This is a genomic window from Bradyrhizobium sp. SZCCHNR1098 (assembly GCF_032489375.1).
GTDB lineage: Bacteria > Pseudomonadota > Alphaproteobacteria > Rhizobiales > Xanthobacteraceae > Bradyrhizobium.
The window spans coordinates 540,398-561,029 of the sequence record NZ_JAUEXY010000002.1; the positions used below are offsets into that span (position 1 = coordinate 540,398).

General features: G+C 66.0%; 24 protein-coding genes and 1 tRNA gene. 13 read left to right on the forward strand and 12 right to left on the reverse strand.

Annotated elements, in window-relative coordinates; translation table 11 throughout:
• Window positions 1–55: 55 nt before the first annotated feature.
• On the reverse strand, window positions 56–1,450 hold the full coding sequence (locus QX135_RS06705; RefSeq protein WP_315776187.1) for a serine hydrolase: 1,395 nt from the start codon (window positions 1,448–1,450) through the stop codon (window positions 56–58).
• A gap of 364 nt (window positions 1,451–1,814) precedes the next feature.
• On the opposite strand from QX135_RS06705, the gene QX135_RS06710 reads away from it, so the two are divergent.
• Window positions 1,815–2,114 carry a hypothetical protein gene (locus QX135_RS06710; protein ID WP_315813695.1) on the forward strand — a complete coding sequence of 100 codons (300 nt, stop codon included), beginning with the start codon at window positions 1,815–1,817 and terminating at the stop codon, window positions 2,112–2,114.
• An 853-nt stretch (window positions 2,115–2,967) separates the two neighbouring features.
• Here QX135_RS06710 and QX135_RS06715 read toward each other — a convergent pair.
• The 4 genes from QX135_RS06715 to QX135_RS06730 form a co-directional block, all read right to left on the reverse strand.
• Window positions 2,968–3,234, reverse strand: coding sequence for a hypothetical protein (locus tag QX135_RS06715; protein ID WP_315717207.1), 267 nt, complete (start codon window positions 3,232–3,234; stop codon window positions 2,968–2,970).
• A gap of 168 nt (window positions 3,235–3,402) precedes the next feature.
• Window positions 3,403–3,801, reverse strand: coding sequence for a TIGR02301 family protein (locus tag QX135_RS06720; protein ID WP_315717206.1), 399 nt, complete (start codon window positions 3,799–3,801; stop codon window positions 3,403–3,405).
• 31 nt (window positions 3,802–3,832) lie between these two features.
• Complete coding sequence (locus QX135_RS06725; protein ID WP_315754043.1) at window positions 3,833–4,252, reverse strand: NUDIX hydrolase; 420 nt, start codon at window positions 4,250–4,252, stop codon at window positions 3,833–3,835.
• Between the two features lie 65 nt (window positions 4,253–4,317).
• Complete coding sequence (locus QX135_RS06730) at window positions 4,318–4,839, reverse strand: hypothetical protein (RefSeq protein ID WP_315717204.1); 522 nt, start codon at window positions 4,837–4,839, stop codon at window positions 4,318–4,320.
• A gap of 86 nt (window positions 4,840–4,925) precedes the next feature.
• On the opposite strand from QX135_RS06730, the gene QX135_RS06735 reads away from it, so the two are divergent.
• Complete coding sequence (locus QX135_RS06735) at window positions 4,926–5,696, forward strand: SOS response-associated peptidase (protein ID WP_315796875.1); 771 nt, start codon at window positions 4,926–4,928, stop codon at window positions 5,694–5,696.
• 160 nt (window positions 5,697–5,856) lie between these two features.
• Here the strand turns inward: QX135_RS06735 and QX135_RS06740 are convergent, their stop codons facing one another.
• Genes QX135_RS06740 through QX135_RS06755 form a run of 4 tightly spaced genes read right to left on the reverse strand, consistent with a single transcriptional unit; the run spans window position 5,857 to window position 9,363 of the window.
• Window positions 5,857–6,438 (reverse strand): NUDIX domain-containing protein, encoded by a 582-nt coding sequence (locus tag QX135_RS06740; RefSeq protein ID WP_316176814.1) that lies wholly within the window; start codon window positions 6,436–6,438, stop codon window positions 5,857–5,859.
• 9 nt (window positions 6,439–6,447) lie between these two features.
• A complete protein-coding gene (locus tag QX135_RS06745; protein WP_316176813.1) occupies window positions 6,448–6,903 on the reverse strand; it encodes a GNAT family acetyltransferase in 456 nt (151 codons plus the stop codon).
• Window positions 6,904–6,918: 15 nt separating this feature from the next.
• Window positions 6,919–8,346, reverse strand: a complete 1,428-nt coding sequence (locus tag QX135_RS06750; protein ID WP_316176812.1) for an FAD-binding oxidoreductase — start codon at window positions 8,344–8,346, stop codon at window positions 6,919–6,921.
• 18 nt (window positions 8,347–8,364) lie between these two features.
• Complete coding sequence (locus QX135_RS06755; RefSeq protein ID WP_316176811.1) at window positions 8,365–9,363, reverse strand: L-threonylcarbamoyladenylate synthase; 999 nt, start codon at window positions 9,361–9,363, stop codon at window positions 8,365–8,367.
• Between the two features lie 229 nt (window positions 9,364–9,592).
• On the opposite strand from QX135_RS06755, the gene QX135_RS06760 reads away from it, so the two are divergent.
• From QX135_RS06760 to QX135_RS06780, 5 genes are all read left to right on the forward strand, one after another.
• Window positions 9,593–9,669, forward strand: a tRNA-Pro gene (locus QX135_RS06760).
• Between the two features lie 92 nt (window positions 9,670–9,761).
• A complete protein-coding gene (locus tag QX135_RS06765; protein ID WP_316176810.1) occupies window positions 9,762–10,256 on the forward strand; it encodes a MarR family winged helix-turn-helix transcriptional regulator in 495 nt (164 codons plus the stop codon).
• A gap of 61 nt (window positions 10,257–10,317) precedes the next feature.
• The gene (locus QX135_RS06770; RefSeq protein WP_316176809.1) at window positions 10,318–11,991 is read left to right on the forward strand and encodes an FAD-dependent oxidoreductase; all 1,674 of its coding nucleotides are present in this window, start codon (window positions 10,318–10,320) and stop codon (window positions 11,989–11,991) included.
• Between the two features lie 255 nt (window positions 11,992–12,246).
• Window positions 12,247–12,519, forward strand: coding sequence for a hypothetical protein (locus tag QX135_RS06775; RefSeq protein WP_315740183.1), 273 nt, complete (start codon window positions 12,247–12,249; stop codon window positions 12,517–12,519).
• Window positions 12,520–12,573: 54 nt separating this feature from the next.
• Window positions 12,574–13,068: a GNAT family N-acetyltransferase gene (locus QX135_RS06780; RefSeq protein ID WP_316176808.1), complete on the forward strand. Its 495-nt coding sequence runs from the start codon at window positions 12,574–12,576 to the stop codon at window positions 13,066–13,068.
• An 81-nt stretch (window positions 13,069–13,149) separates the two neighbouring features.
• On the opposite strand, the gene QX135_RS06785 is transcribed toward QX135_RS06780, so the two are convergent.
• On the reverse strand, window positions 13,150–14,040 hold the full coding sequence (locus tag QX135_RS06785) for a hypothetical protein (protein ID WP_316176807.1): 891 nt from the start codon (window positions 14,038–14,040) through the stop codon (window positions 13,150–13,152).
• Between the two features lie 385 nt (window positions 14,041–14,425).
• Entirely contained in the window at window positions 14,426–14,671 is a 246-nt protein-coding gene (locus QX135_RS06790; RefSeq protein ID WP_315773929.1) for a DUF3551 domain-containing protein, read from the reverse strand.
• Window positions 14,672–15,032: 361 nt separating this feature from the next.
• Here QX135_RS06790 and QX135_RS06795 point away from each other — a divergent pair, with 361 nt between their 5' ends.
• The 6 genes from QX135_RS06795 (at window position 15,033) to QX135_RS06820 (ending at window position 19,760) form a co-directional block, all read left to right on the forward strand.
• Window positions 15,033–16,049: a YihY/virulence factor BrkB family protein gene (locus QX135_RS06795; RefSeq protein ID WP_316176806.1), complete on the forward strand. Its 1,017-nt coding sequence runs from the start codon at window positions 15,033–15,035 to the stop codon at window positions 16,047–16,049.
• Between the two features lie 219 nt (window positions 16,050–16,268).
• Window positions 16,269–16,520 (forward strand): hypothetical protein, encoded by a 252-nt coding sequence (locus QX135_RS06800; protein ID WP_316176805.1) that lies wholly within the window; start codon window positions 16,269–16,271, stop codon window positions 16,518–16,520.
• A 277-nt stretch (window positions 16,521–16,797) separates the two neighbouring features.
• Complete coding sequence (locus QX135_RS06805) at window positions 16,798–18,420, forward strand: PAS domain-containing methyl-accepting chemotaxis protein (protein WP_316176804.1); 1,623 nt, start codon at window positions 16,798–16,800, stop codon at window positions 18,418–18,420.
• A 72-nt stretch (window positions 18,421–18,492) separates the two neighbouring features.
• The gene (locus QX135_RS06810) at window positions 18,493–18,711 is read left to right on the forward strand and encodes a hypothetical protein (RefSeq protein ID WP_316234000.1); all 219 of its coding nucleotides are present in this window, start codon (window positions 18,493–18,495) and stop codon (window positions 18,709–18,711) included.
• A gap of 82 nt (window positions 18,712–18,793) precedes the next feature.
• Entirely contained in the window at window positions 18,794–19,027 is a 234-nt protein-coding gene (locus tag QX135_RS06815; protein WP_410052007.1) for a hypothetical protein, read from the forward strand.
• Between the two features lie 181 nt (window positions 19,028–19,208).
• On the forward strand, window positions 19,209–19,760 hold the full coding sequence (locus QX135_RS06820) for a hypothetical protein (RefSeq protein WP_316176803.1): 552 nt from the start codon (window positions 19,209–19,211) through the stop codon (window positions 19,758–19,760).
• Window positions 19,761–19,841: 81 nt separating this feature from the next.
• Here QX135_RS06820 and QX135_RS06825 read toward each other — a convergent pair whose 3' ends face one another.
• A complete protein-coding gene (locus QX135_RS06825) occupies window positions 19,842–20,612 on the reverse strand; it encodes a serine O-acetyltransferase (protein ID WP_316176802.1) in 771 nt (256 codons plus the stop codon).
• Between the last annotated feature and the right edge of the window lie 20 nt (window positions 20,613–20,632).

Consider the following 20,632-nt stretch of genomic DNA (forward strand, 5'->3'; position numbering starts at 1 on the left):
GCCGACGTTGTTCGCGGTGCATGGTCAGCCCAGGAATGTGGTCAGGTCTGACGCGCTAATGCCTTCTCTCGCCCCGCGCGTCGTTGCCATTCTGATGAAGAACTAGATGGGAGATCTGCCCGGCGTCCGTCGAGAAAAACTCCAACTGGGCGTCAACGACTTTCGCGAAGAACTTGCTCTGCGACTCGGGAAATAGCCGGATTTTGCGTTGATAGGTCGCTTGCGACATCAGTTGCCCATTCTCCAGAGTGATGGTGATCGAGAACGTCGGCGTAAAGTCATAGACGCCAGTGTATGTCGCGAGAATAGCGGGATCGACCTCTACGCTCGTGCGGACGATCGGATGAAAATCCGGCCAGCCGTAGACCGAAGCGATGCTGCGCAAGATCTCGGTCGCTAGTAGCTGGCCGCCTTGCGCGTTGGTCATGATGACCGCTCCATCGCCACTATGCTGATAGGCGACGAGCACCGCTTCGAAACCCTCGTCGATACCACCGTGCGAAAAGAAGGGATTTTCCTGCGAGCCCCCGATCGGAAAACCCAAACCGTGATTGCCTTGACCGGCAACGAGCATCTGCTTGGTCATCTCAGTCGAAAGCACTCGATTTGAATCGCCCAGCAGCGAACGCTGAATCTCGATCGCGTATCGCGCGAGGTCAGTCGGCGTCGTCCAAAGTCCTGCAGCCGCCATTTCCGGATAGATGTGGGACCCGCCCTCTACAGGAGCGCCGTTTGCCTTGTAGGGCGTCGCAGCGCTGGAGCGCAGTTCCACCGGCAGCGGCTGTTCGTAGGTACTGCGGGTCATGCCGATAGGCGCAAGCACTGTGTCATGCATGAGCTTAGGGAACGGTTGATGCGAGACGTCGAGCAGCAACTGCTGCATCACCGTGTAGCCACCGCCGGAGTATTTCCAACGGCTTCCCGGAGCAGCCTCCAGGCGAACGGGGGCGGTGTTGGCTGGCTTCTCTCCATCTAGGACTTGGACGAGCGAGGGAATCGGAGCACCCGCCGAGTAGCCCGGGAATCCGTGCACCGTGAGCCCGGCAGTGTGACTGAGCAACTCACGCAGCGTAACCACGGCGCCTGGCGCAGCTGCGCTTGCGGGGATCTTCCACGAGGTCAGTGCCTGATTGACGTCCGAGTCGAGCGCCAGCTTGCCTTGCTCGACGAGATGAAGCGCAGCCATCGCCGCGACCGGCTTGCTGATGCTACCGGCCTGGAACAGGGTATCGGCCGTCACGGGGCCGCCCCCGAGTTGTGCGACGCCAAATCCCTGCGCCCATTCGACGGCGCCATTATGGATCACCGCAATGCTGACGCCCGGCACTCGATCAGCGGCCATGCGGTCCGGGAGCCTTTGACAAATGTGAGGATCGTCCTTCTCCACCACCTTCGTCCTGAGGCACGCGCAGACATCATCGATTCGACGCTGGATTTCGGGCGAGATCATCCCCTGAGCCTCAATCTTTTCTGATCGCCACAACAGTACGCCGAGACACAGTAGAGCGGTCAGCAAGCAAAACCGTATCACAATCATCGGTTGATACCTCTAGGCAGCCGACGTTAACGTAGCTCGATCCCTCAACACGAGACAAATGTCCGCTTGTGGCCCTGGCTGTGTGAAAAGGCCCATAACGGATCTGGTCGCCGGCTCGCGTGAAGGTCTGCTTCTGATGCTCAACCGGAAGCAGGGGCCTGGGAACAGCGCTCCGACACGGCTGTATCTTGTGGTCTTCTTAGGGTTGAGGAAACCGGTTCGCGCTATTCGCCTGTGACCTTCAAGACGGTACGGCTGGCCCCAAGGATAATGTCTGGTGTACTTCATCGCCTTTGTGATCGTGGTCGTCTTGACTGCCGTGGTGTCGCTTCGCCGATCCATGACTCTATCACGGAACGCTCGGGGGGCTGGCCCGGCCCAGCGGCTGGCAGCGCGGCGGCGGGCGCTTTGGCCTGTATTCTGCGCGGCAATTTTTGAGTTTGGGTTGATTGGACTTAGTCATGTTCAAGACAACCAGGACCTTGGTCCCTCCGTGACGATCCATCTCATGGCGCTTACGGCCGCTTTTATCGGCGGCTGGTTTCTTGGCGTCATCGGCGGAATGGATTGGGACTGAAGCGCCGCAATCAACGCAAGGACAACAAAGCCCGTCGGGCGAATCAGTCGCGCGATCTTGTTTGCAACGCCGTCGTTCGGGCTCGCCGCAACTACACGAAACGCCTGTGCCGAAACGGCAATTTTGCGCATTGTCTCAACGTGATCGCGCCCGCAGCACCTTCCGGGCGAAAGATTTAACTTTCGTTTTTCCAGAATACGTGTCTATCCTCCACCCATCCCGCCTCAACGAGAGGGGCGTACGCGCGGTCGTCACGAGACGCGAGGCGGGCAGGCGGTGGACGTGTCGGGTTGCAGCGTGGCTTTGGCTGCGCGGACGGACAACCTTCGATGCGGACGTGAAGTCGCGTGGTCCTGGCCTCCCGATGCCGAGGTCAAGCCTGAGCGTGATGCGAGAGCATCGGCGCAGGCGATGGGGGCAATCAAGCCGGTCCCCAGGGAGAGCGCGAAAGAAGCGTTAAAACCATCGCGCAGGGAAGGCTGGGCTCATCCGGCTGCACCTGTGGTTCCTGCCCCGTGCACTTTTGTTCGCACGGGGGCCATGGGCGTCAGCCGACGCCCAGCCTTCCCTGCGCCCTCGATTGAATGAGGGCCGAACGTCGGTCATCGCTCGGACGCATCGCGCCGCGAGGACGATGATGCGTGTCTCGATGCTGTTTGAGATGTGAAGACGGCTCTCGGCCCCGATGGGCTCTTCGTTTTGGCTCCGTCATTGCGCTCGCAATGACGCGGAGTTTGTCGACGTAGTTGTCGTAGCCTGGATGAGCGCAGCGATATCCGGGTTCAACGAGGCTGCGGATGAGACCCCGGATGTCGCTGCGCTCATCCGGGCTACCCGCGAGGAGCGGGAGAACCTACTGCGTCGCGCGCGACAGCGAGAACTCGCCGTTGCGGACGCGCTCCGGCAGGCCTTCGACGAAGGTCGCCACCGCGTCCTCGCCATAGGTGGTGACGAGTTCGGCCAGCGCCGCGAACAGGCTGGCCTGCGCCAGGCAGTCGCCGTCGACGCCGTCATGGCGCGCTTCCGCCCAGGCTTCGTTGAGGTAGCTGAGCGCGGCCTGCTTCTGCTCGTGGTCGGGCAGGACGGCGGGGAGGGCGCTGAAAGTGACGGGAAAGCTCATTGAATTCAGTCTGGCGGGGCCGCGAGGCGCGTTGAATTCCGAACGCGGACGCGCCGGACCAGTGAGGTTTACCACGCAGGCGGCGGACGCCTAGGCCAGTTCTTTAGGAAAGGTTAACAAGGTTAACGCAAACGTGGATAACGCCCGCGCGCCGTCAACCATGAGCCGTCAGTTGGCGTAGCGCGCCGTGAGGTCGCGCGAGATCTTCGAGCCCTCGTCGATGTAGCGGCGGATCGCCACCATCGCCGCCGGCGTGCAGGTCCGGTAGGTCTGCTGAAAGCCGTTATAGCCGCGGTTGAAGCCGGCGATCATCCGGGCGCGGCGTTCGCCCGACGGCGTCTCGGCATCGATCAGGGCCTGCATCTGGTTGCGCCATTTGGCGCCTTCATTGCTGCCGCAGATGCCGCGGAGGTAATGCAGGGTTCCGAGGATCTCGGCCAGCCGCTGCAGATCGCCATCGAACGGCGCCGCCGCATCCTGCGCGCGCGCGGGCACAATGGCGCAGGCGGCAACGAGCATGAGGACGGCCAGGAGGCGCTTGGGGATCATGGGGAACACCGACGTCATATGCCTTTGCCGGACGGCGGACGCAAGGCGCCTACACCAGGGTCCGTGCGGCGGCGATGATCTCCGGCAGTCCGTCGGTCAGCGTGAGGCCCTCGAGCGCATCGGGGAGGCGCCACTGAAAGTCGTCCAGTTCCGGGTTGAGCCGGGGCTCTCCGGCCTGCCAGCGGGCCGCAAAGGGAAGGATCACATAGTGGCCGCCGCCGCCCTGGGCCGGCAGGACCTCGCGCCATCCGGCCAGCCCGACAATTGCGATCGAGAGTGCGGTTTCCTCCATGACCTCGCGCGCGACGGCCTCGTGCAGGGTCTCGCCGAGCTCCACCCGGCCGCCGGGCAGCGTGTAGACGCCTTTGGCGGGGGAACGCGCCCGGCGCACCAGCAGGAGCTTGCCGTCGCGGAAGATGGCGGCGCTGACGGCGAGTTGGGGGTGGCGGGGCGGCGTCGGGGCGGTCATGCCAATGGCTCCAGGCGTGGTCTGCACCGTAGAGTGAAGACGACCGGGCCGGTAGCCCGTGCTGCTCAGAAGCTTGCCATGATGGCGTCGACGGCGTCGACCTCGTCGACCGGGTCAGGGTCGACCTCGATGTCGCCATTGATGATGCCGCCGGCCTGCGTCACCAGCGGCTTGACCCACGCCGCGGCCTGCTCGGCGAGCTTGGCCTTGGTGGCGTCCTGCTTGGCAGCGCGCATCGCGCTGCCGACCGCGAGCAGGATGTCGGTCATGGTCTTCGTGAGATGATCGAACTTGTCGCGAATCGCCGGGTCGGCCTGCTCATAGGCCTCGATGACGAGATCGCGGGCCTTGAAATTGGTGTGCGTGAAATGTTCTGGATAGGTCAGCGGCGACCACGCCAGAAAATCCTCGGCGCATTCCGGAATATCGGGAATCATTTCGAGCAGCATCACGGCTTCGTTGAAATGATTCAGATAGTCGGTGGCGAGCCCGGTGCGCGGATTGATGTTGGCGGCGCGCAGCATCGCGGCCCGCGCCGGGTCAATGGCGCTGCCCGCCGGTCGTTGGGTCGTGCGATCGGTAGGCACGGAATGGGTCGCCGCTGCGGTCATCCGCTGCAGTGTTGGCAACCCAAGTTAAAAGGTGCTGAACACACGACGATTTGAGTGAGATTATGTGTGGACGCTTCGTGATCACTTCACCACCCGCGGCTCTCAGGCAGATTTTCGGCTACGAGGAACAGCCGAACTTTCCGCCGCGGCACAATATTGCTCCGACGCAGCCGATTCCCGTAGTTCTTCTGGATCAGGACATCAGGCATTTTCGGCTCATGCGCTGGGGATTCATTCCGGCCTGGGTCAAGGATCCCCGTAATTTCACGCTGCTGATCAATGCGCGTTCGGAGTCCGTACGCGAGAAGCCGGCGTTCAAGAATGCGATTCGGCGGCGCCGCGTGCTAGTGCCCGCTGATGGATATTACGAGTGGCAGGTGATCGATGGTCGCAAGCGGCCGTTCTTCATCCATCGCAGTGACGGCGCGCCGCTCGGTTTCGCGGCCCTCGCCGAGACCTGGATGGGGCCGAACGGCGAGGAGGTCGATACGGTGGCGATCGTCACCGCGGCTGCGAGCCGCGATCTCGCCACGCTGCATCATCGTGTTCCCGTGACGATCAGGCCGGATGATTTCGCGCTGTGGCTCGACTGCCGCTCCGATGATCCTGACGAGGCCATGCGGCTGCTGATCCCGCCTCGCGAGGGCGAGTTCGCGTGGTACGAGGTGTCCACGCGCGTCAACACGGTGGCCAACGACGACGAGCAGCTGCTGCTGCCGATGACCGCGGAGATGCGCGCCGCCGAGGACGCGCAGCGCAAGCCGGCGAAGAAGGTTGCATCCCGCAAAGTTTCGCCTGCGCCCGCGGATGACGGGCAGGGGAGCTTGTTCTGAGGCGGGATATATCGACAGAGAAGATCGTCATCCTCGCGAAGGCGGGGATCCAGTACGCCGTGGCCTCTCGTACTGAAACGGCTGCCGGTGGAAGACTGGGTCCCCCGCTTTCGCGGAGGACGACAGAGGAGCACGACCCGCGACCGAGCGTTGGCCGCGCTCAGCCAAAGATCCTCAGCGCCGCGTGCTGCAGCAGCATGATGGTCTTGGCGTCCTGGATGCGGCCGTCGGCGATCATCGCGAGCGCCTCGTCGATCGAGAGTTCCAGCACCTCGATCTCCTCGCCCTCATGCGCGAGCCCGCCGCCGGCGCTGACGCGCATGTGAGGCTCGTATTCGGCGACGAAGAAATGGATCTTCTCGGTGACGACGCCCGGGCTCATGAACGCCTCGAACACGAACTTGACGTCGTGCAGCCGGAACCCGGTCTCCTCCTCGGCTTCGAGGCGGATGCGCTCCTCCGGCGATACATCGTCGAGCAGGCCGGCGGCGGCCTCGATCAGGAGATCGTCGTAGCCATTGAGGAAGGCGGGATAGCGGAACTGCTTGACCAGGATGACGCTGCGCTGGGCGAGGTTGTAGGGGAGGATCGCCGCCGCGTTGCCGCGCTCGAACACGTCGCGGCTCTGCATCTGCCAGGTGCCGTCGTCGCGCCGCCATTCGAACCTGGTCGAGGTCAGCGTGCCGTAATGGTCGGAGAGCACGCGCGTCTCGTGCACGCGGATGCGGTCGGAGATGCTCATGCTGAACCTCTATTTCATGCCGGGCGTCGGCGGGCGCCCGTCGAGCCATTTCGAGAACACGATGCTGTCCTGCACGGCATAGTCGAGCGCCTGGTAGAATTCCTGCACCTTGGTGTTGTCGCCGCGCACCATCAGCATCAGCTTGGCGATGCCGCGCGCCCGCAGCCAGTCTTCGGCGGCGGCCATGATGCCGCGGCCATGGTCGCGGCCGCGATGCTCGGGATCGACGCTGACGTAGTAGACCCAGCCGCGATGGCCGTCATGGCCGACCATGACGGAGGCTGCGATCGCGCCGCCGCTGCGGCCGACCAGGACGGTCGCATTGTCGCCGCGGCGGGCGAGCGCGATGTCGGCGGCCGGATCGTTCCACGGCCGCGTCAGGCCGCAGCGCTGCCACAGCGCGATGATGGCTGGCACGTCGGCATCGGTGATGTCGGAAATCGCGAGAGCAGGGGCACTGTCCATGGGAGCGTCGAAAGCCTAGAGCACCTTGCCGGGATTCATGATCCCGAGCGGATCGAATTGCGCCTTGATCGCGCGCATCAGCGAAATCGCGGTCGGGTCCTTCACGTCAGGCAGCTCGTCGCGCTTGAGCACGCCGATGCCGTGCTCGGCCGAGATCGAGCCGCCCATGCGCAGCACGATCTCGAACACGACCGCGTTGACCTCGTGCCAGCGCGCGAGATAGTCGGCGGTGTTGGCGCCGATCGGCTGGCTGACATTGTAGTGGATGTTGCCGTCGCCGAGATGACCGAACGGCACCGGCCGCGCGCCGGGCATCAGCTTCACCACGGCGGCGTTGGCCTCGGCAATGAAGGCGGGCACCGCGGCGACTGGCACCGAGATGTCGTGCTTGATCGAGCCGCCCTCCGGCTTCTGCGCCGCAGAGATGTCCTCGCGCAGTTTCCAGAACGCCATGCGCTGGGCGAGGCTGTCGGCGATCGCGGCGTCGTCGACGATGCCGTCCTCGAGACCCTTTTCCAGGATCGTCTCCAGCGTGGCGCGGGCATCGTCGCGCGACGACGACAATTCCATCAGCACGAACCAGGGATGGGCGCCCGACAGCGGCGCGCGGTTGCCGGCGGCGTGGCGGATCGAGAAGTCGAGCGCGATCGCGGCGATCAGCTCGAAGCTCGTCAGGTTGCCGGCGGCCTCGCGTTGCGCGATCGCCAGCAGCTTGAGCGCGTCCTCCGGCGACTTGAGGCCGACGAAGGCGGTCTCGATCGCGCGTGGCTTCGGAAACAGCTTCAGGCTCGCCGCGGTGATGATGCCGAGCGTGCCCTCGGCGCCGATGAACAGATTGCGCAGATCGTAGCCGGTGTTGTCCTTCTTCAATTTCGACAGAGCGTTGAGCACGCGCCCGTCGGCCAGTACCACCTCGACCCCGAGCGCCATCTCGCGCGCCACGCCATAGGCCAGCGCGGCGGTGCCGCCGGCATTGGTCGAGAGATTGCCGCCGATGGTGCAGCTGCCTTCCGCGCCGAGCGACAGCGGAAACAGGCGGTCGACCTCGGCGGCCTTCTGCTGGGCCACCTGCAGCACCACGCCGGCCTCGGCGATCATCGTATTCGAGGCGGTGTCGACCTCGCGGATCTTGTCCATGCGCTTCAGCGACACCACCACCTCGCCATTGTGCGGCGTCTGGCCGCCGACGAGACCGGTGTTGCCGCCCTGCGGCACCAGCGCGATGCGATGCTGGCTGGCAAGCTTGCAGATTGCCGCGACCTCGGCCGTCGAGCCTGGGCGCAGCACCAGCGGCGAGCGGCCGTGGAACAGGTTGCGCTCCTCGGTGACGTAAGGCGCGACGTCGGTCTCCGCGGTCAGCGCCTGGCGCTCGCCGACGATGGCGGCGAATTGCGCGATCAAATCGGGCGGCAGCGGCGGCAGGGCAGGCTGGCTGATGTTCATGGTCAGTCGCTTCCAGTGTTATCTCGGCGCGGCGGCGCGGCGCAGCCGGTCGTTGATGGCCTCGCCCAGTCCGTCGTTCGGGATCGGCATCACCGCGATGCTGCGCGCACCCTTGGCATCGAGGCTGCGAAGATAGCCGAAAAGATGCGTCGCCGCCTCTGCCGGATCGCCAGAGGGCGACAGGTTCAGGATCGCGGCGGCCTCGTGGGCTCCGGGCAAGGTGGTGGGTCCGAAGGCGAGCAGCGCCTCGCCGGCCGCGACCTCGCTGGCGTCGAGGCGGACGGCGGCGCGCGGCGCATAGTGCGAGGCCAGCATGCCCGGCGCCAGCGGCTGCTCGGACGTATCGGTCTCTGCGGCGGGCCGCGCCAGCGCACGGCCGAGCACGGCCTCGATCGCCTCGCTGGGAACCCCGCCCGGGCGCAGCAAGGTCGGCTCGTCGAAGCAGCCGACGATGGTCGATTCGACACCGACCTCGACCGGCCCGCCGTCCAGGATCAGGTCGATTCGTCCCGAGAGATCTGCCGCGACATGAGCCGCGGTGGTCGGCGACACGTGACCGGAGATGTTGGCGGAGGGCGCCACCACGGCGCCGGCGAACGCCGCGAGCAGCGCTCGCGCGATCGGATGCGAGGGAATGCGGATCGCGACCGTGTCGAGACCAGCCGTCGCGAGATCTGCGACCGTGCAGCCCGCGGCCTGCGGCACCACCAAAGTCAGCGGTCCCGGCCAGAACGCGGCGGCCAGACGCTCGGCGGTGGCATCGAAGCGGCCGATACGCTGCGCCGCCGCGATATCGGCGACATGGGCGATCAACGGATTGAAGGCGGGCCGGCCCTTGGCCTGATAGAGGCGGGCGATGGCCGCGGCATTGGCCGCATCGGCGCCGAGGCCGTAGACGGTCTCGGTCGGGAACGCGACCAGTCCGCCGCGCGCGAACGTCGCCGCGGCTTGCGCGATTCCAGCCGCGTCGGCGGGCAGGATCCTGGTCTCGATCGCTTGCATGTCTGGGGTGGGCATCGATGGTACGGGACGGCAGTGGCTTCCGCGCTCGGCTATAGCGGGCGCGGACGTTCGAATGAAGCGCGCAAATCGCCTGTCGCATTGCGCTCGCGCCATGGCCGCCGGACAAAGCCCCACGGCCTCAAGCGGTTAACCCCTCTGCCGACGATCAGCGATTTCGATGCGATTTCCTGCCTTGTGTCCTTGCGAAGACGGAAACCCAACGCTATAAGCCGGCTTCCCAAGTCGGAGCGTGGCTCAGCCCGGTAGAGCACTGCGTTCGGGACGCAGGGGTCGCAGGTTCGAATCCTGCCGCTCCGACCATTTCTTGGCGTGACAACTCACGCTTTTCCCGATGTCACCTTGCGCCTGCTACCCTGGTCCAGCGTAGCTCGATGAAGCGAGGTGTTCCCGACATGACAGCGCGATCTCCACGCACGGCGCCGCTTGCGGGACGAACCGGAACGGCCTGGCGGCACGCCAATGTCGGCCGGTTGCTCAACAATGCGGTGCGCCGGTTCGAATCCCGGGTTCTCCAGCTGATGGCGGAGAGCGGTCACGGCGAAACGCGGATCGCTCATATCAGCCTCACGCGCAATCTCGACGTCGAGGGCACGCGGCTGACCGAGCTCGCGCGGCGGGCCTCGATGAGCAAGCAGGCGATGGGCGAACTGGTCGATCAATGCGCCGAGCTGGGGCTGGTGTCGCGCGAGGCCGATCCGAGCGACCGGCGCGCGCGCCTCGTCCGCTTCACGCCGGCCGGACTGAAATGGCTGGAGGCGTTTGGCGATGCCGTCGATGTGGCCGAAGCCGAGATGCGCAAGGAGCTCGGCAAGGCGGCGATGGACGCGATCCTGCAGGGATTGCAGGCCTACGGCGCCCGCTTCGATACGCTCAGCGACGCCAGATAGTCAGGTTGCTTGACTATTTTGCGGGGCGCGGTAGCCTTCCTCCATTGCGAGGAGAAGCGCCGTGATCGAACGTCTGAGCGCCTCGGTGCTGATCGTGGGCGGCGGGCCGTGCGGGCTGATGCTGGCCAACGAGCTTGGCCGCCGCGGCGTGTCCGCAATCCTGGTCGACGAGAAGCCGGGAACGGCCTTCAACCCGCAGGCCAACGCGACGCAGGCGCGGACGATGGAGCATTTCCGCCGGCTCGGATTCGCCGACGAGATCCGGCGCGCCGGCCTGCCCGCGGACTATCCGACCGACGTCGCCTATTTCACGCGCTACACGGCGCATGAGCTGGCACGTTTTCAATTGCCGTCCGCAGCACGCGCGACGGAACTGGTGAAGGGTCTGTCCGGCTCATGGAGCGCGGCCGAGCTGCCGCATCGGGTGTCGCAGAAGTTCGTCGAGGCGATCCTGCGCCGGCACGCAGCGCGGCTTGCAGGCATTCAGCTGCACTACGGGCATCGGTTGATCGGTTACGTCGCCGATGACGGCGGCATTGCCGCCGACGTCGAGCGTGTCAGCGATGGTGCGCGCTGCGAGGTCGTGGCTGATTTCCTGATCGGCGCCGACGGTCCGCGCTCCCCGGTGCGACAATCGCTCGGAATCTCCTATGGCGGAACGACGGGAATAGAGCGCGATTTCATGGGCGGCCGCATGCTCGCGGTCTATCTCCGCTCGCCGGAGTTCTACGCCAGCATCCCCCATGCGCGAGCCTGGATGTATGTCTGCTTCAACCGCGACCGCCGCGCCTTCATGGCCGCGGTGAACGGCCGCGACGAGTTTGCCTTCCACACCCAGCTGCGGCCAGGCGAGGACGAAAGCGCGATCACTGCCGAGGACGCAAGGACAGCGTTCCAGCGTGCCTGCGGTGCGCCCATTCCCTGCGAGGTGCTGTCGCACCTCACCTGGACCGCGGGTCATGCGCTGGTCGCCGAGAGCATGCAGCGCGGCCGGGTCTTGCTTGGCGGTGATGCGGCGCATCTGTTCACGCCGACCGGCGGACTCGGCTACAACACCGCGATCGAGGACGCGGTCAATCTGGGCTGGAAGCTGGCGAGCGTCGTCAAGGGAACGAGTCCCGTCTCGCTGCTCGACAGCTACGAGGCCGAGCGCCGTCCGGTGGCGCTGCGCAACACCGACTACGCACGCCGATTTGCGGATTCGCTCGGCCTGTTTGCCGCGGTGCCCGAGATCGAGGACGCGACAGCGGCCGGCGACGAGGCTCGGCGCATCGCCAGCGCCTATCTCGATCGGCATGCGCGCGCCGAGTTCAACATCCCCGGCATCACCTTCGGCGGCCGCTACGACGGCTCACCGATCATCGTCCCCGATGGCACTCGACCGCCGCCGGATGCGGCCAACGTCTACGTGCCGAGCGCTTGTCCCGGCGGCCGCGCGCCGCATGCCTGGCTGGAGCACGGTATCTCGCTGTACGACCGCTTCGGCTTCGAATGGACGCTGCTGCGTTGTGAGGGCAGCGACCTCGATGAGGATCAACTCCGTGAGGCCATGGGGCCGCTGCGTGCCGACGTCGAGATCGTCACCTTGCCGCGGGCCTTGCGTGATCTCTACGAGGCCGACCTCGCGTTGATCCGTCCCGATCAGATCGTGGCCTGGCGCGGGAGCGCTGCGCAGGCCGGCATGCTTGGCAGCGTGCTGGCTCGGGCACTCGGAGGGGATGCACGCACTCCCTGAGCTCTCGGTCGTGCGGGGCGAAATGGACCCGCGGCGGCGCGCCGCCGATCGGCTTCTACGCCCTCACGATCAGAACCTCTTGGACATCCGGCGCGTCATCGACACCAACGTCATCGGCAGGGTTGAGCTGAGGAGCACGTCGGCGCTGCGCGTTCGGCATTGGGGCGCCGTCTGCCCAAGCATTGCCCGACCTTCGTCCGGCTGCTAGCGTTCTCCCGTGAGGCACGGGCGAACGAAGCGACGATGACCGACGTGATGACCGAATCGGAAAAGGCGCAGCAGATCGTGGCTGCGCTGAGGGCGGCGGAGGCGAGCCCGCCGGAAGCGGCCCTGCAGACGTTGAACGGCCTGATGGGCCTGGTCCGCAGCCCGAGCGCGGAGCAGCCGCTCGAGGTGGAGGAGGCGCGCTCGGCGGCCTTCATGTCGATCTGTGAGGTCGGCAAGGCGCTGCATCGCGGGCAGCCGACGGAGGCGCTGTGGCCGGCGGCGCTGTCGGCCGGCGAGCGCTGGCTGGCGCTCGCCAAGTGAGCAACGACAAGTGAGCAAGGACGAGTGAGCGAGAACCAGCCCGGCGCGGGCCGCATGAGTTGGCGTGCAATGGCGCCAGGCGATCTTGCTGATGTCGATGGGATCGCGGCCCGCCTGCACCCGAACTATCCCGAGGACAGGCGTGTTTTCGCGGAGCGCCTGCGTCTCCACCCCGATGGATGCCGCGTGCTGCTCGCGGCTGGCGCCGGGATCGCCGGCTATGTGCTCAGCCATCCCTGGCAGCTCGGCCGGCCGCCGGCCTTGAACGTGCTGATCGGAAGCATTCCGTCGCCCGCATCGACCTACTACATCCACGATCTCGCCTTGCTGCCCGAGGTCCGCGGCAGCGGCTCGGCGACAGTGATCGTTGAGGAGCTGATCCGACACGCGCGTGCGCTCGGCCTGACGTCGCTGTCGCTGATCGCCGTCAACGGCTCGACGCAATTCTGGGAGAGGCAAGGATTTGCAGTCGACAAGGCAGCCGCCGCCACCGATCCGACCGGCAGCTATGGCGGCGACGCGAACCTGATGATTCTGCGGCTCGCCTGAATTGCACGCTTCTTTCGCGGCGGCGGTGCCATGCGAAGCGGCCCGGCGATGGGCCGGGCCACTTGCGGTTCATGACGTGCTCTATTCCGGCATCGACATCGGCCGGCGCCACATCTCGCGCCGCCGGCTGAAGCGGTTGGCGTGCAGCATCCATCCGGTGACGGGCTTGCCGTCGCGGTGACGGCCACCGCTCTCCGCGGCCGCCCAGGCGGCGACGGCGCCGAGCAGCAGCGCGGTGGCAACCGAGAACGCCAGGATGACGGTGCCGGCGCGCGTGCGCGAGATCGCGCTCTTGGCTTGTGCGATCACGCTGTCCACCCGCCGCTCGGCATCGGGAGCAGCGAGACCGGTCGTGCCGCTGACCATCTGCACGAGATAGCCGCGATCCTCCGGGCTGACGCCATTGTGGCTCGACGCCGTGAGCAGGATGCGTCCGGCTTCGCTGCGCGCGGGTGCGAGATCCGGGCTGGGCGCCCGCCGCGGCGCGCGGAACAGATGGTCGAGCTCATAGCTCAGGACCGACGGCTCATTGGCCGTCGCCGGCGCAGCCAGCGGATTGGTCCGTGTCGCCGCGGACGCGCCGAGCACGGCCAGGGTGACGCCGAGCACGACCGCCAGCGCCCAGGCCGCGACGCCATGCAGGCCGTCGCGCTTTTCGATCTCTTCGCTTTCGGCAAGCCCGTGCGGCGCGCGCAGGCGGCCCGCCATGTAGCCGCCGCAGCCGAAGCTGATCAGCGCCTGCAGCACCAGATACAGCCCTGACAGGAGCCAGAGCGCCACCGAGGCGTCGCGCCACGTCGGCGCGGTGGAGCTGACACCGAGGCCGACCGACATGGCAAAGCCGATCAGGATCGAAGAGACCGCAGCGGCGGTGATGGCTCCTGCAACGACCGGCGTCCATTGCAGGGTCCAGCTATCGGCCGTCGCGCTTGCAACGGGTGACGTGACGACCGGCGCGGTTTCCATGGCCATGATGCCGTCTCAGCGCAGGCCGAAGAACGACAGAACGGCCATGATGACCACGATCAACCCCACGAGATAAATCAGTCCGTCCATGATGGTCCTCCTCCGGTTCGACATTGGTCGCCGTATAAGCGACAGCGAGGCGCAATGTTCCGCGCACGGAGCGGCGGAGGAGGAGAGGACGCGCGGCTGCCGGCCTCAGATGGGAGTTGCCGCAACAGCTAACGGATCATGGTGCCGTTGCGCGACGCAATAGGGCAGGGCCAGGGGGCGTGGCGGCCAGAGATGTCGCCGCCAGCCATGTTTCAATCGCAGCCACCTTCCGATCGCAGCCATGTCTCGATCGATGGCGCTGCCCGTTCACCGCGCGAGAGGCTGATGCAATGACCCGCGCTCAATAGCGTCGGTCGTAGCCGCGCTGCCGGGCATAGGCGTAGGTGGGGTTGATACCGCAGCCGGCATCGGTGCCGGAGGCCGCAGCCAGGCACTGGCGATAGGTGGAGAATTGGCAGTTGCCCGGATAGCCCCAGATCCTGCCTTGCAGGCAGTAGCGGTCCTGCGCGGCGGAGGCGGGCGAGATCGCGGCGAAGCCCGCGAGGACGGCGGTGGCAGACAGCGAAGCAAACAGCAGGCGGCGCATGCGTTTATCCTTGCGTTGAAAGGTACCGTTGCAACGCGACGGTGCGCAGGCCCGTTCCTCACGCGCAACATTAACTGTTGTGTCGGCGTCGCAGCTTCGCGTTCACCGACGAACGAAAATATCTGCATGTTGGCGCTTGCCCGAGTTGGCCTTTTGAAGATCTGAGGCAGCCCCACCGTCGCGGAGCTCGGCAACGCGCGTCATGCGTGATGCCGGAACATTCGTCCATCGCCCCGGTTGCCTTTTTCGCCGCTAGTGATGGACCGATCCCATGTTTCGCCGATCCAGGACGTCAGACGCCGCCCATCGCGACTCCCCGAGCGTTTTCGCGAGCAGCCCGCGCGCACCTGGCACCGGCGGGATGCTGGCTCTGCTCGGGTTCGCGTTCCTGATCCACTATTTCGATCAGCGGCCCGAACAGGCCGGGCGCACGGGACGCGCGAGCAGGGTCGACGATGGACACGGCCGGTTGGCGCGTTCGCCCTCGGAGAGTCCCGTGCGCAGCTGGAAGGACGTCTTGTTCCGGGTCTACGAGAACGTCACCGAGCACAGAATCGTTGCGCTCGCCGCAGGCATGACATTCTACACCCTGCTGGCGATCTTTCCGGCGCTGGCCGCGCTGGTGGCAATCTACGGCCTGTTTTCCGATCCGGCCAGGATCACCGGACATCTGGAGCAGTTGCAGGGCGTGATGCCGGGCGGCGCCATCGACATCGCGCGCGACCAGTTGACGCGCGTCTCCGCCAACGGCACTCAGGCGCTCGGCATCACTTTCCTGGTCAGCCTCGCGATCTCGCTATGGAGCGCCAATGCCGCGATGAAGTCGCTATTCGATACGCTCAACGTCGTCTATCGCGAGCCGGAGAGGCGTGGCTTCATCAAGCTGAACGCGATTTCGCTGCTGTTCACCGGAGGCGCGATCCTGTTCGCGCTGCTCGCGATCGGAGCCGTCGTCGTGCTCCCGGTGCTGCTGAACTATCTCGGCATGTCCGAGGCCGGCGACCTGGTGTTGCGGATCGGCCGCTGGCCGGTCATCTTCATCTGCGTCGCGCTCGGACTGGCTCTGATCTACCGCTACGGGCCGGACCGCGAGGAGCCGAGATGGCGCTGGATCAGCTGGGGCGGCGCGCTGGCGGCGGCGCTGTGGCTCGCGGGCTCGGCGCTGTTTTCCTGGTATGCGGCCAATTTCGGCAGCTTCAACGCGACCTACGGCTCGCTTGGCGCCGCCATCGGCTTCATGACCTGGATCTGGATCTCCGCCATCGTGATCCTGATCGGCGCCGAGCTCGATGCCGAATTGGAGCATCAGACTCTGCGTGACACCATCACCGGCACCGCGGGACGTCCGCATCCTGTCGAAGCCGTATCGCATCGATGAGCCGGCGGCCGCGCTCGACGCGGTGAAGATGGAAAACGTCTGGTCGCAGGCGCACATCTCCTGAGGAATACCTGATCGATGCAGGTCGGGTGGACGGAGCCAGTTGATCATCTATCATTTCAGGACGGCGCCGGGTGATCCGCACCGCCGTCCGCCCGCTCGTGGCTGTGCGACCATATCGAGGGCGCCAACCAGCATCTCCGTCACCATGACGTCAGCTTGGTCGTCGACGCGGGCGATATCTGCTGCACGTTCCAGGTCCGCTCCCGCGGCGGCGATCCGCTGATCGGCGCCTGCCGCGATCCCGACCTGACGCGCCCAAGGGCCAACGAGATGGGCTGCGGCAATCTTTCCGACCGGGTGCGCCTGCAAAATGAATATGACGGGAGCGGCGGTCCGCCCTGTCAGTGCGGATCGCCGGATCCTTCCGCCCGCGATCTCTGGATGCAGCATCGTACGCTTCACCTTTGATGTTGGGGCGCCGCAGCGCAGCTTCCGCGCGGCGTCATTGTATGTCTGACATCATGCCACAACGGTAGAACTACGGAAAAACCGGATTTCTCAACGCGCTTTAACGAGAGTGGAACAAGTTGCATCAATCTTTGCGCAGACATGTCGTCGGTCGCATGGGCAACCGTCACCGTCGCCGATCATCTGAAAACGTACTCATCATCTGGAGGTCACCTTGTTGTTTCGATCGAATAGCCGCTCGGACGCCGAAGCGCAGCTTGCAGCAATCAGTCGTGCGATGGCCGTGATCGAATTCCAGCTCGATGGCACGATCATCACCGCCAACCAGAACTTCCTGAACGCGGTCGGGTATCAGTTGCAGGAAATCCAGGGCAGGAACCACAGCATGTTCGTGGATCCTTCGGAGCGCGACAGTGCCGCCTACCGCGAGTTCTGGGCCGCACTGCGCCAGGGCGAGTTCAAGGCTGCCGAGTTCAAGCGGATCGGCAAGGGCGGTCGCGAAGTCTGGATCGAGGCGTCCTACAATCCCGTCCTCGACAGCGCCGGCAAGCCGGTGAAGGTCGTCAAGTTCGCGACCGACGTCACCGAGAAGAAGCTGCGCAGCATGGCCGACGGCTCCAAGCTTGCCGCCATCGATCGCGCGCAGGCCATGATCGAGTTCAAGCTCGACGGCACCATCGTCAGTGCCAACAAGAACTTCCTCGATGCGCTGGGCTACCGCCTCGACGAGATCCAGGGCGAGCATCACAGCATGTTCGTCGAACCCGCGCTGCGCGACAGCCCGGCCTACCGCGAGTTCTGGGCTGCGCTCAATCGCGGCGAATACCAGGGCGGCGAATACAAGCGCATCGGCAAGGGCGGCAAGGAAGTTTGGATCCTCGCCACCTACAATCCGGTGCTCGATGCGACGGGCAGGCCGATCGGGGTCGTCAAGTTCGCGACCGATGTCACCGCGCAGAAGCTGAAGAACGCCGACCTCGCCGGGCAGATCGAGGCCATCGGCAAGTCCCAGGCGGTGATCGAGTTCAACATGGACGGCACGATCATCACCGCGAACGACAACTTCCTTCGCGCGCTCGGCTACACCCTGGCCGAGATCCAGGGCAAGCATCACAGCATGTTCGTCGAAGCGTCCGAGCGGGAGAGCGCTGCCTATCGCGATTTCTGGACGAGCCTGAACCGCGGCCAGTACCAGTCGGCCGAGTACAAGCGCATCGGCAAGGGCGGCAGGGAAGTCTATATCCAGGCCTCCTACAATCCGATCCTCGACCTCAACGGCAAGCCGTTCAAGGTGGTCAAATATGCGACCGACGTCACCCGGCAGGTCTTCGTTCGCATGGGCAACGAGCGCGTGCGGGCCATGATGGAATCGGTGGCGGCGGGCGCAGAGGAGCTCAACGCGTCCGTGCGCGAGATTTCCGAAGCGATGACGAAGTCGCGCGAGACCGCCATGGGCGCGGTGGACCGGGTCACCGCAGCCGACGCGCAGGCGCAGCGGCTCTCCGATGCCGCTCAGTCGATGAGCGGCATCGTCGAGATGATCCACAACATCACCGGCCAGATCAATCTGCTGGCGCTGAATGCCACCATCGAGTCCGCCAGGGCCGGCGAAGCGGGCAGGGGCTTTGCCGTCGTTGCATCCGAGGTCAAGAACCTGGCCACCCAGGCGAAGACCGCCACCGACAAGATCGCGACCGAGATCGACAGTCTCAACAATATCTCCGGGGGCGTCGTCACGTCTCTCGGCTCGATCAAGCAGGCGATCCAGAACGTCAGCGAGTATGTGACGTCGACGGCCGCCGCCGTCGAGGAGCAGAGCACCGTCACGAGCGAGATGTCGTCCAGCATGGCGCGTGCCGCGGCCGAAGCTCAGGCGCTGGCCGAGCGCGCGGCGGCTTGAGGCCGGATCGGAAGCACCGATCGCGCGGCGGCCTGTCAATCCAGGCCGCCGCGCGGTTGCAGGCAAGCCCCGTTGCGTATCATCGGCGCGAAAGCAGAGCGGCAGCCCGATGCGGTGGTCACCAGCGAGATCAGAGGGCTGCGGCGCGAATTGGAGGCTTGGCGAAGCGCCGTCGACAATCTGGACCGGTGCATCAGGTCGGATCCGGCTCTCGCATCGCTTGCGGCCGAATGCGACAAGATCCGTGAACTGATCTCCGTCACCGCGGCCAAGCTCGAAACATTGCCGTAGAGCCTTGCGGCCGAGCAGTCGTGGTCAGCCCGGGACCGGCGCGGTCGCGGCCGCCTCCGAGTCGGCCGCTGGCATTGCCCTGGTGCTTGGCATCTGCACGCGCTTCGCCGCGCTCGGCGCGACCGCGCTGCTGCTATTTGCGGTCTACGCGCTGCAGGTCGTGAAGGGCTTCGGCTGGACCTGGAACACCGGCGGCTACGAGTATCCCGTGTTCTGGGCGATCACCTCGCTCGTTGTCGCCATCGAGGCGTGGAAGACGCCTCTCGCGCAGGCAAAGCCGAGCGCCCGAGCCCTGCCGGCGAGCGCTGCGGCCTGACCCTCAGATCGATCCTGCGGTCTCGGAGAGGCCGACGAGATCGAACACGGATCGCGATCAGGACACGAGAGCCGCCCATGGGCGGCTTTCGCGCATACGGTACCGCGCAGGCCGGCATGCAGCCGTCATCGCGTCGTGCTACGCTCTCAGGTCTCGCGCTCCTGTCGCTTCGTCGCTCGCCATGAATTCCTGCCGCATTCACATCACCGGCGCTTCCGCCTCCGGCACCACGACGCTCGGCCGCGCCGTGGCCTCTGCGCTCGCCATCCCGCATCACGATACGGACGACTACTTCTGGCAACCGACCGAGCCGCCTTACGTCGAGATGCGTGCGGCGGCGGAGCGGTTGCGCCTGATGGACGAGATGTTCGTGCCGCGCGCGCGGTGGGTCCTGAGCGGATCGCTGCAGGGCTGGGGCGATCCGCTGATCGCGCATTTCGACCTCGTGGTGTTCGTCTCCACCGCGCAGGATCTCCGGCTGCAGCGGCTGCGCGCGCGCGAGGCGCTGCGCTATGGTGCCGAGGCAGTGGCTCCGGGCGGCCCGCGCCACCAGGACGCCGAGGCGTTCATCGCCTGGGCAGCCGGCTATGACCGGGGCGGGGTCAGCCGCACACGCGAGAAACACGAGGCTTGGCTGACGACGCTGCCCTGTCCGGTGCTGCGCCTCGATGGCGCGCGTCCCGTGCCGGAGTTGACGGCGCGCGTCGTCGCAGCGGTTCAGCCCGCGGCCTAGTCCTCACGTCGAGGTGGCAATCCGGCGCGCCGCGCGGGACATCAGACGAAGTGGCAGGGGGGCCGGTTGTCGCGTCCGCCCTCACGCGCCGACGGCCATCGGCTGCTCCGGGCAGTTCGTCAGGCGCGCCGGCGCGCCCACGGCAGTGCAGCCCGACGGCACATCGGTGGTGACGACGGCACCGGCGCCGATCTTGGCAAAATCACCGATCGCGACGTCGCCGAGCACGGTCGCGCCCGAGGAGAGCAGCACGCCGCGGCCGATCCGCGGGGCGCGGCCGGGCAGCGCGTCGTGTCGCCCGATCGTAACGTTCTGCAGAATGGTGACGTCGTGGCCGATGCTGCTGTGGGCGCCAATGACGATGCCGGTGGCATGATCGAGAAACACCGCGGTCCCGAGCCGCGCCGAGGGATGGATGCTCACCTGCAGGGATGTTGACGAGTCCGCCTGCATCAGGAGCGCGAGGTCGGGCTGCCCGTTGCTCCAGAGCCAGTGCGCGACGCGATGCGCCTGCAGCGCGACGTAGCCTTTGTAGTTCAGCAGCGGCGGCAGCAGCGCCGTCGTCGCTGGATCCTGCGCCGCGATCGCCCCGAGGTCGCGACCCGCCGCCTCGACGAGCTCAGGCGCGACGGCATACGCCTCGCGCGCGACCGCGGCAAATCGGGCGCGCGCGGCGTCGCCGCTGCCGAGGCGGATGCCAATCTGCTGCGCGACGGCACTGCCGAGATCGGAATGGTCGAGGATTGCAGCCGACAGGGCGCGGCTGAACACGGGATCGGCCGCGGCGATGCGCCGGGCCTCGTGCTGGATCGACGGCCAGAGCTCGGGGCTGGAAGGGTGTGTGTCGGCCATGGCAAAGCCTGCTCGATAAC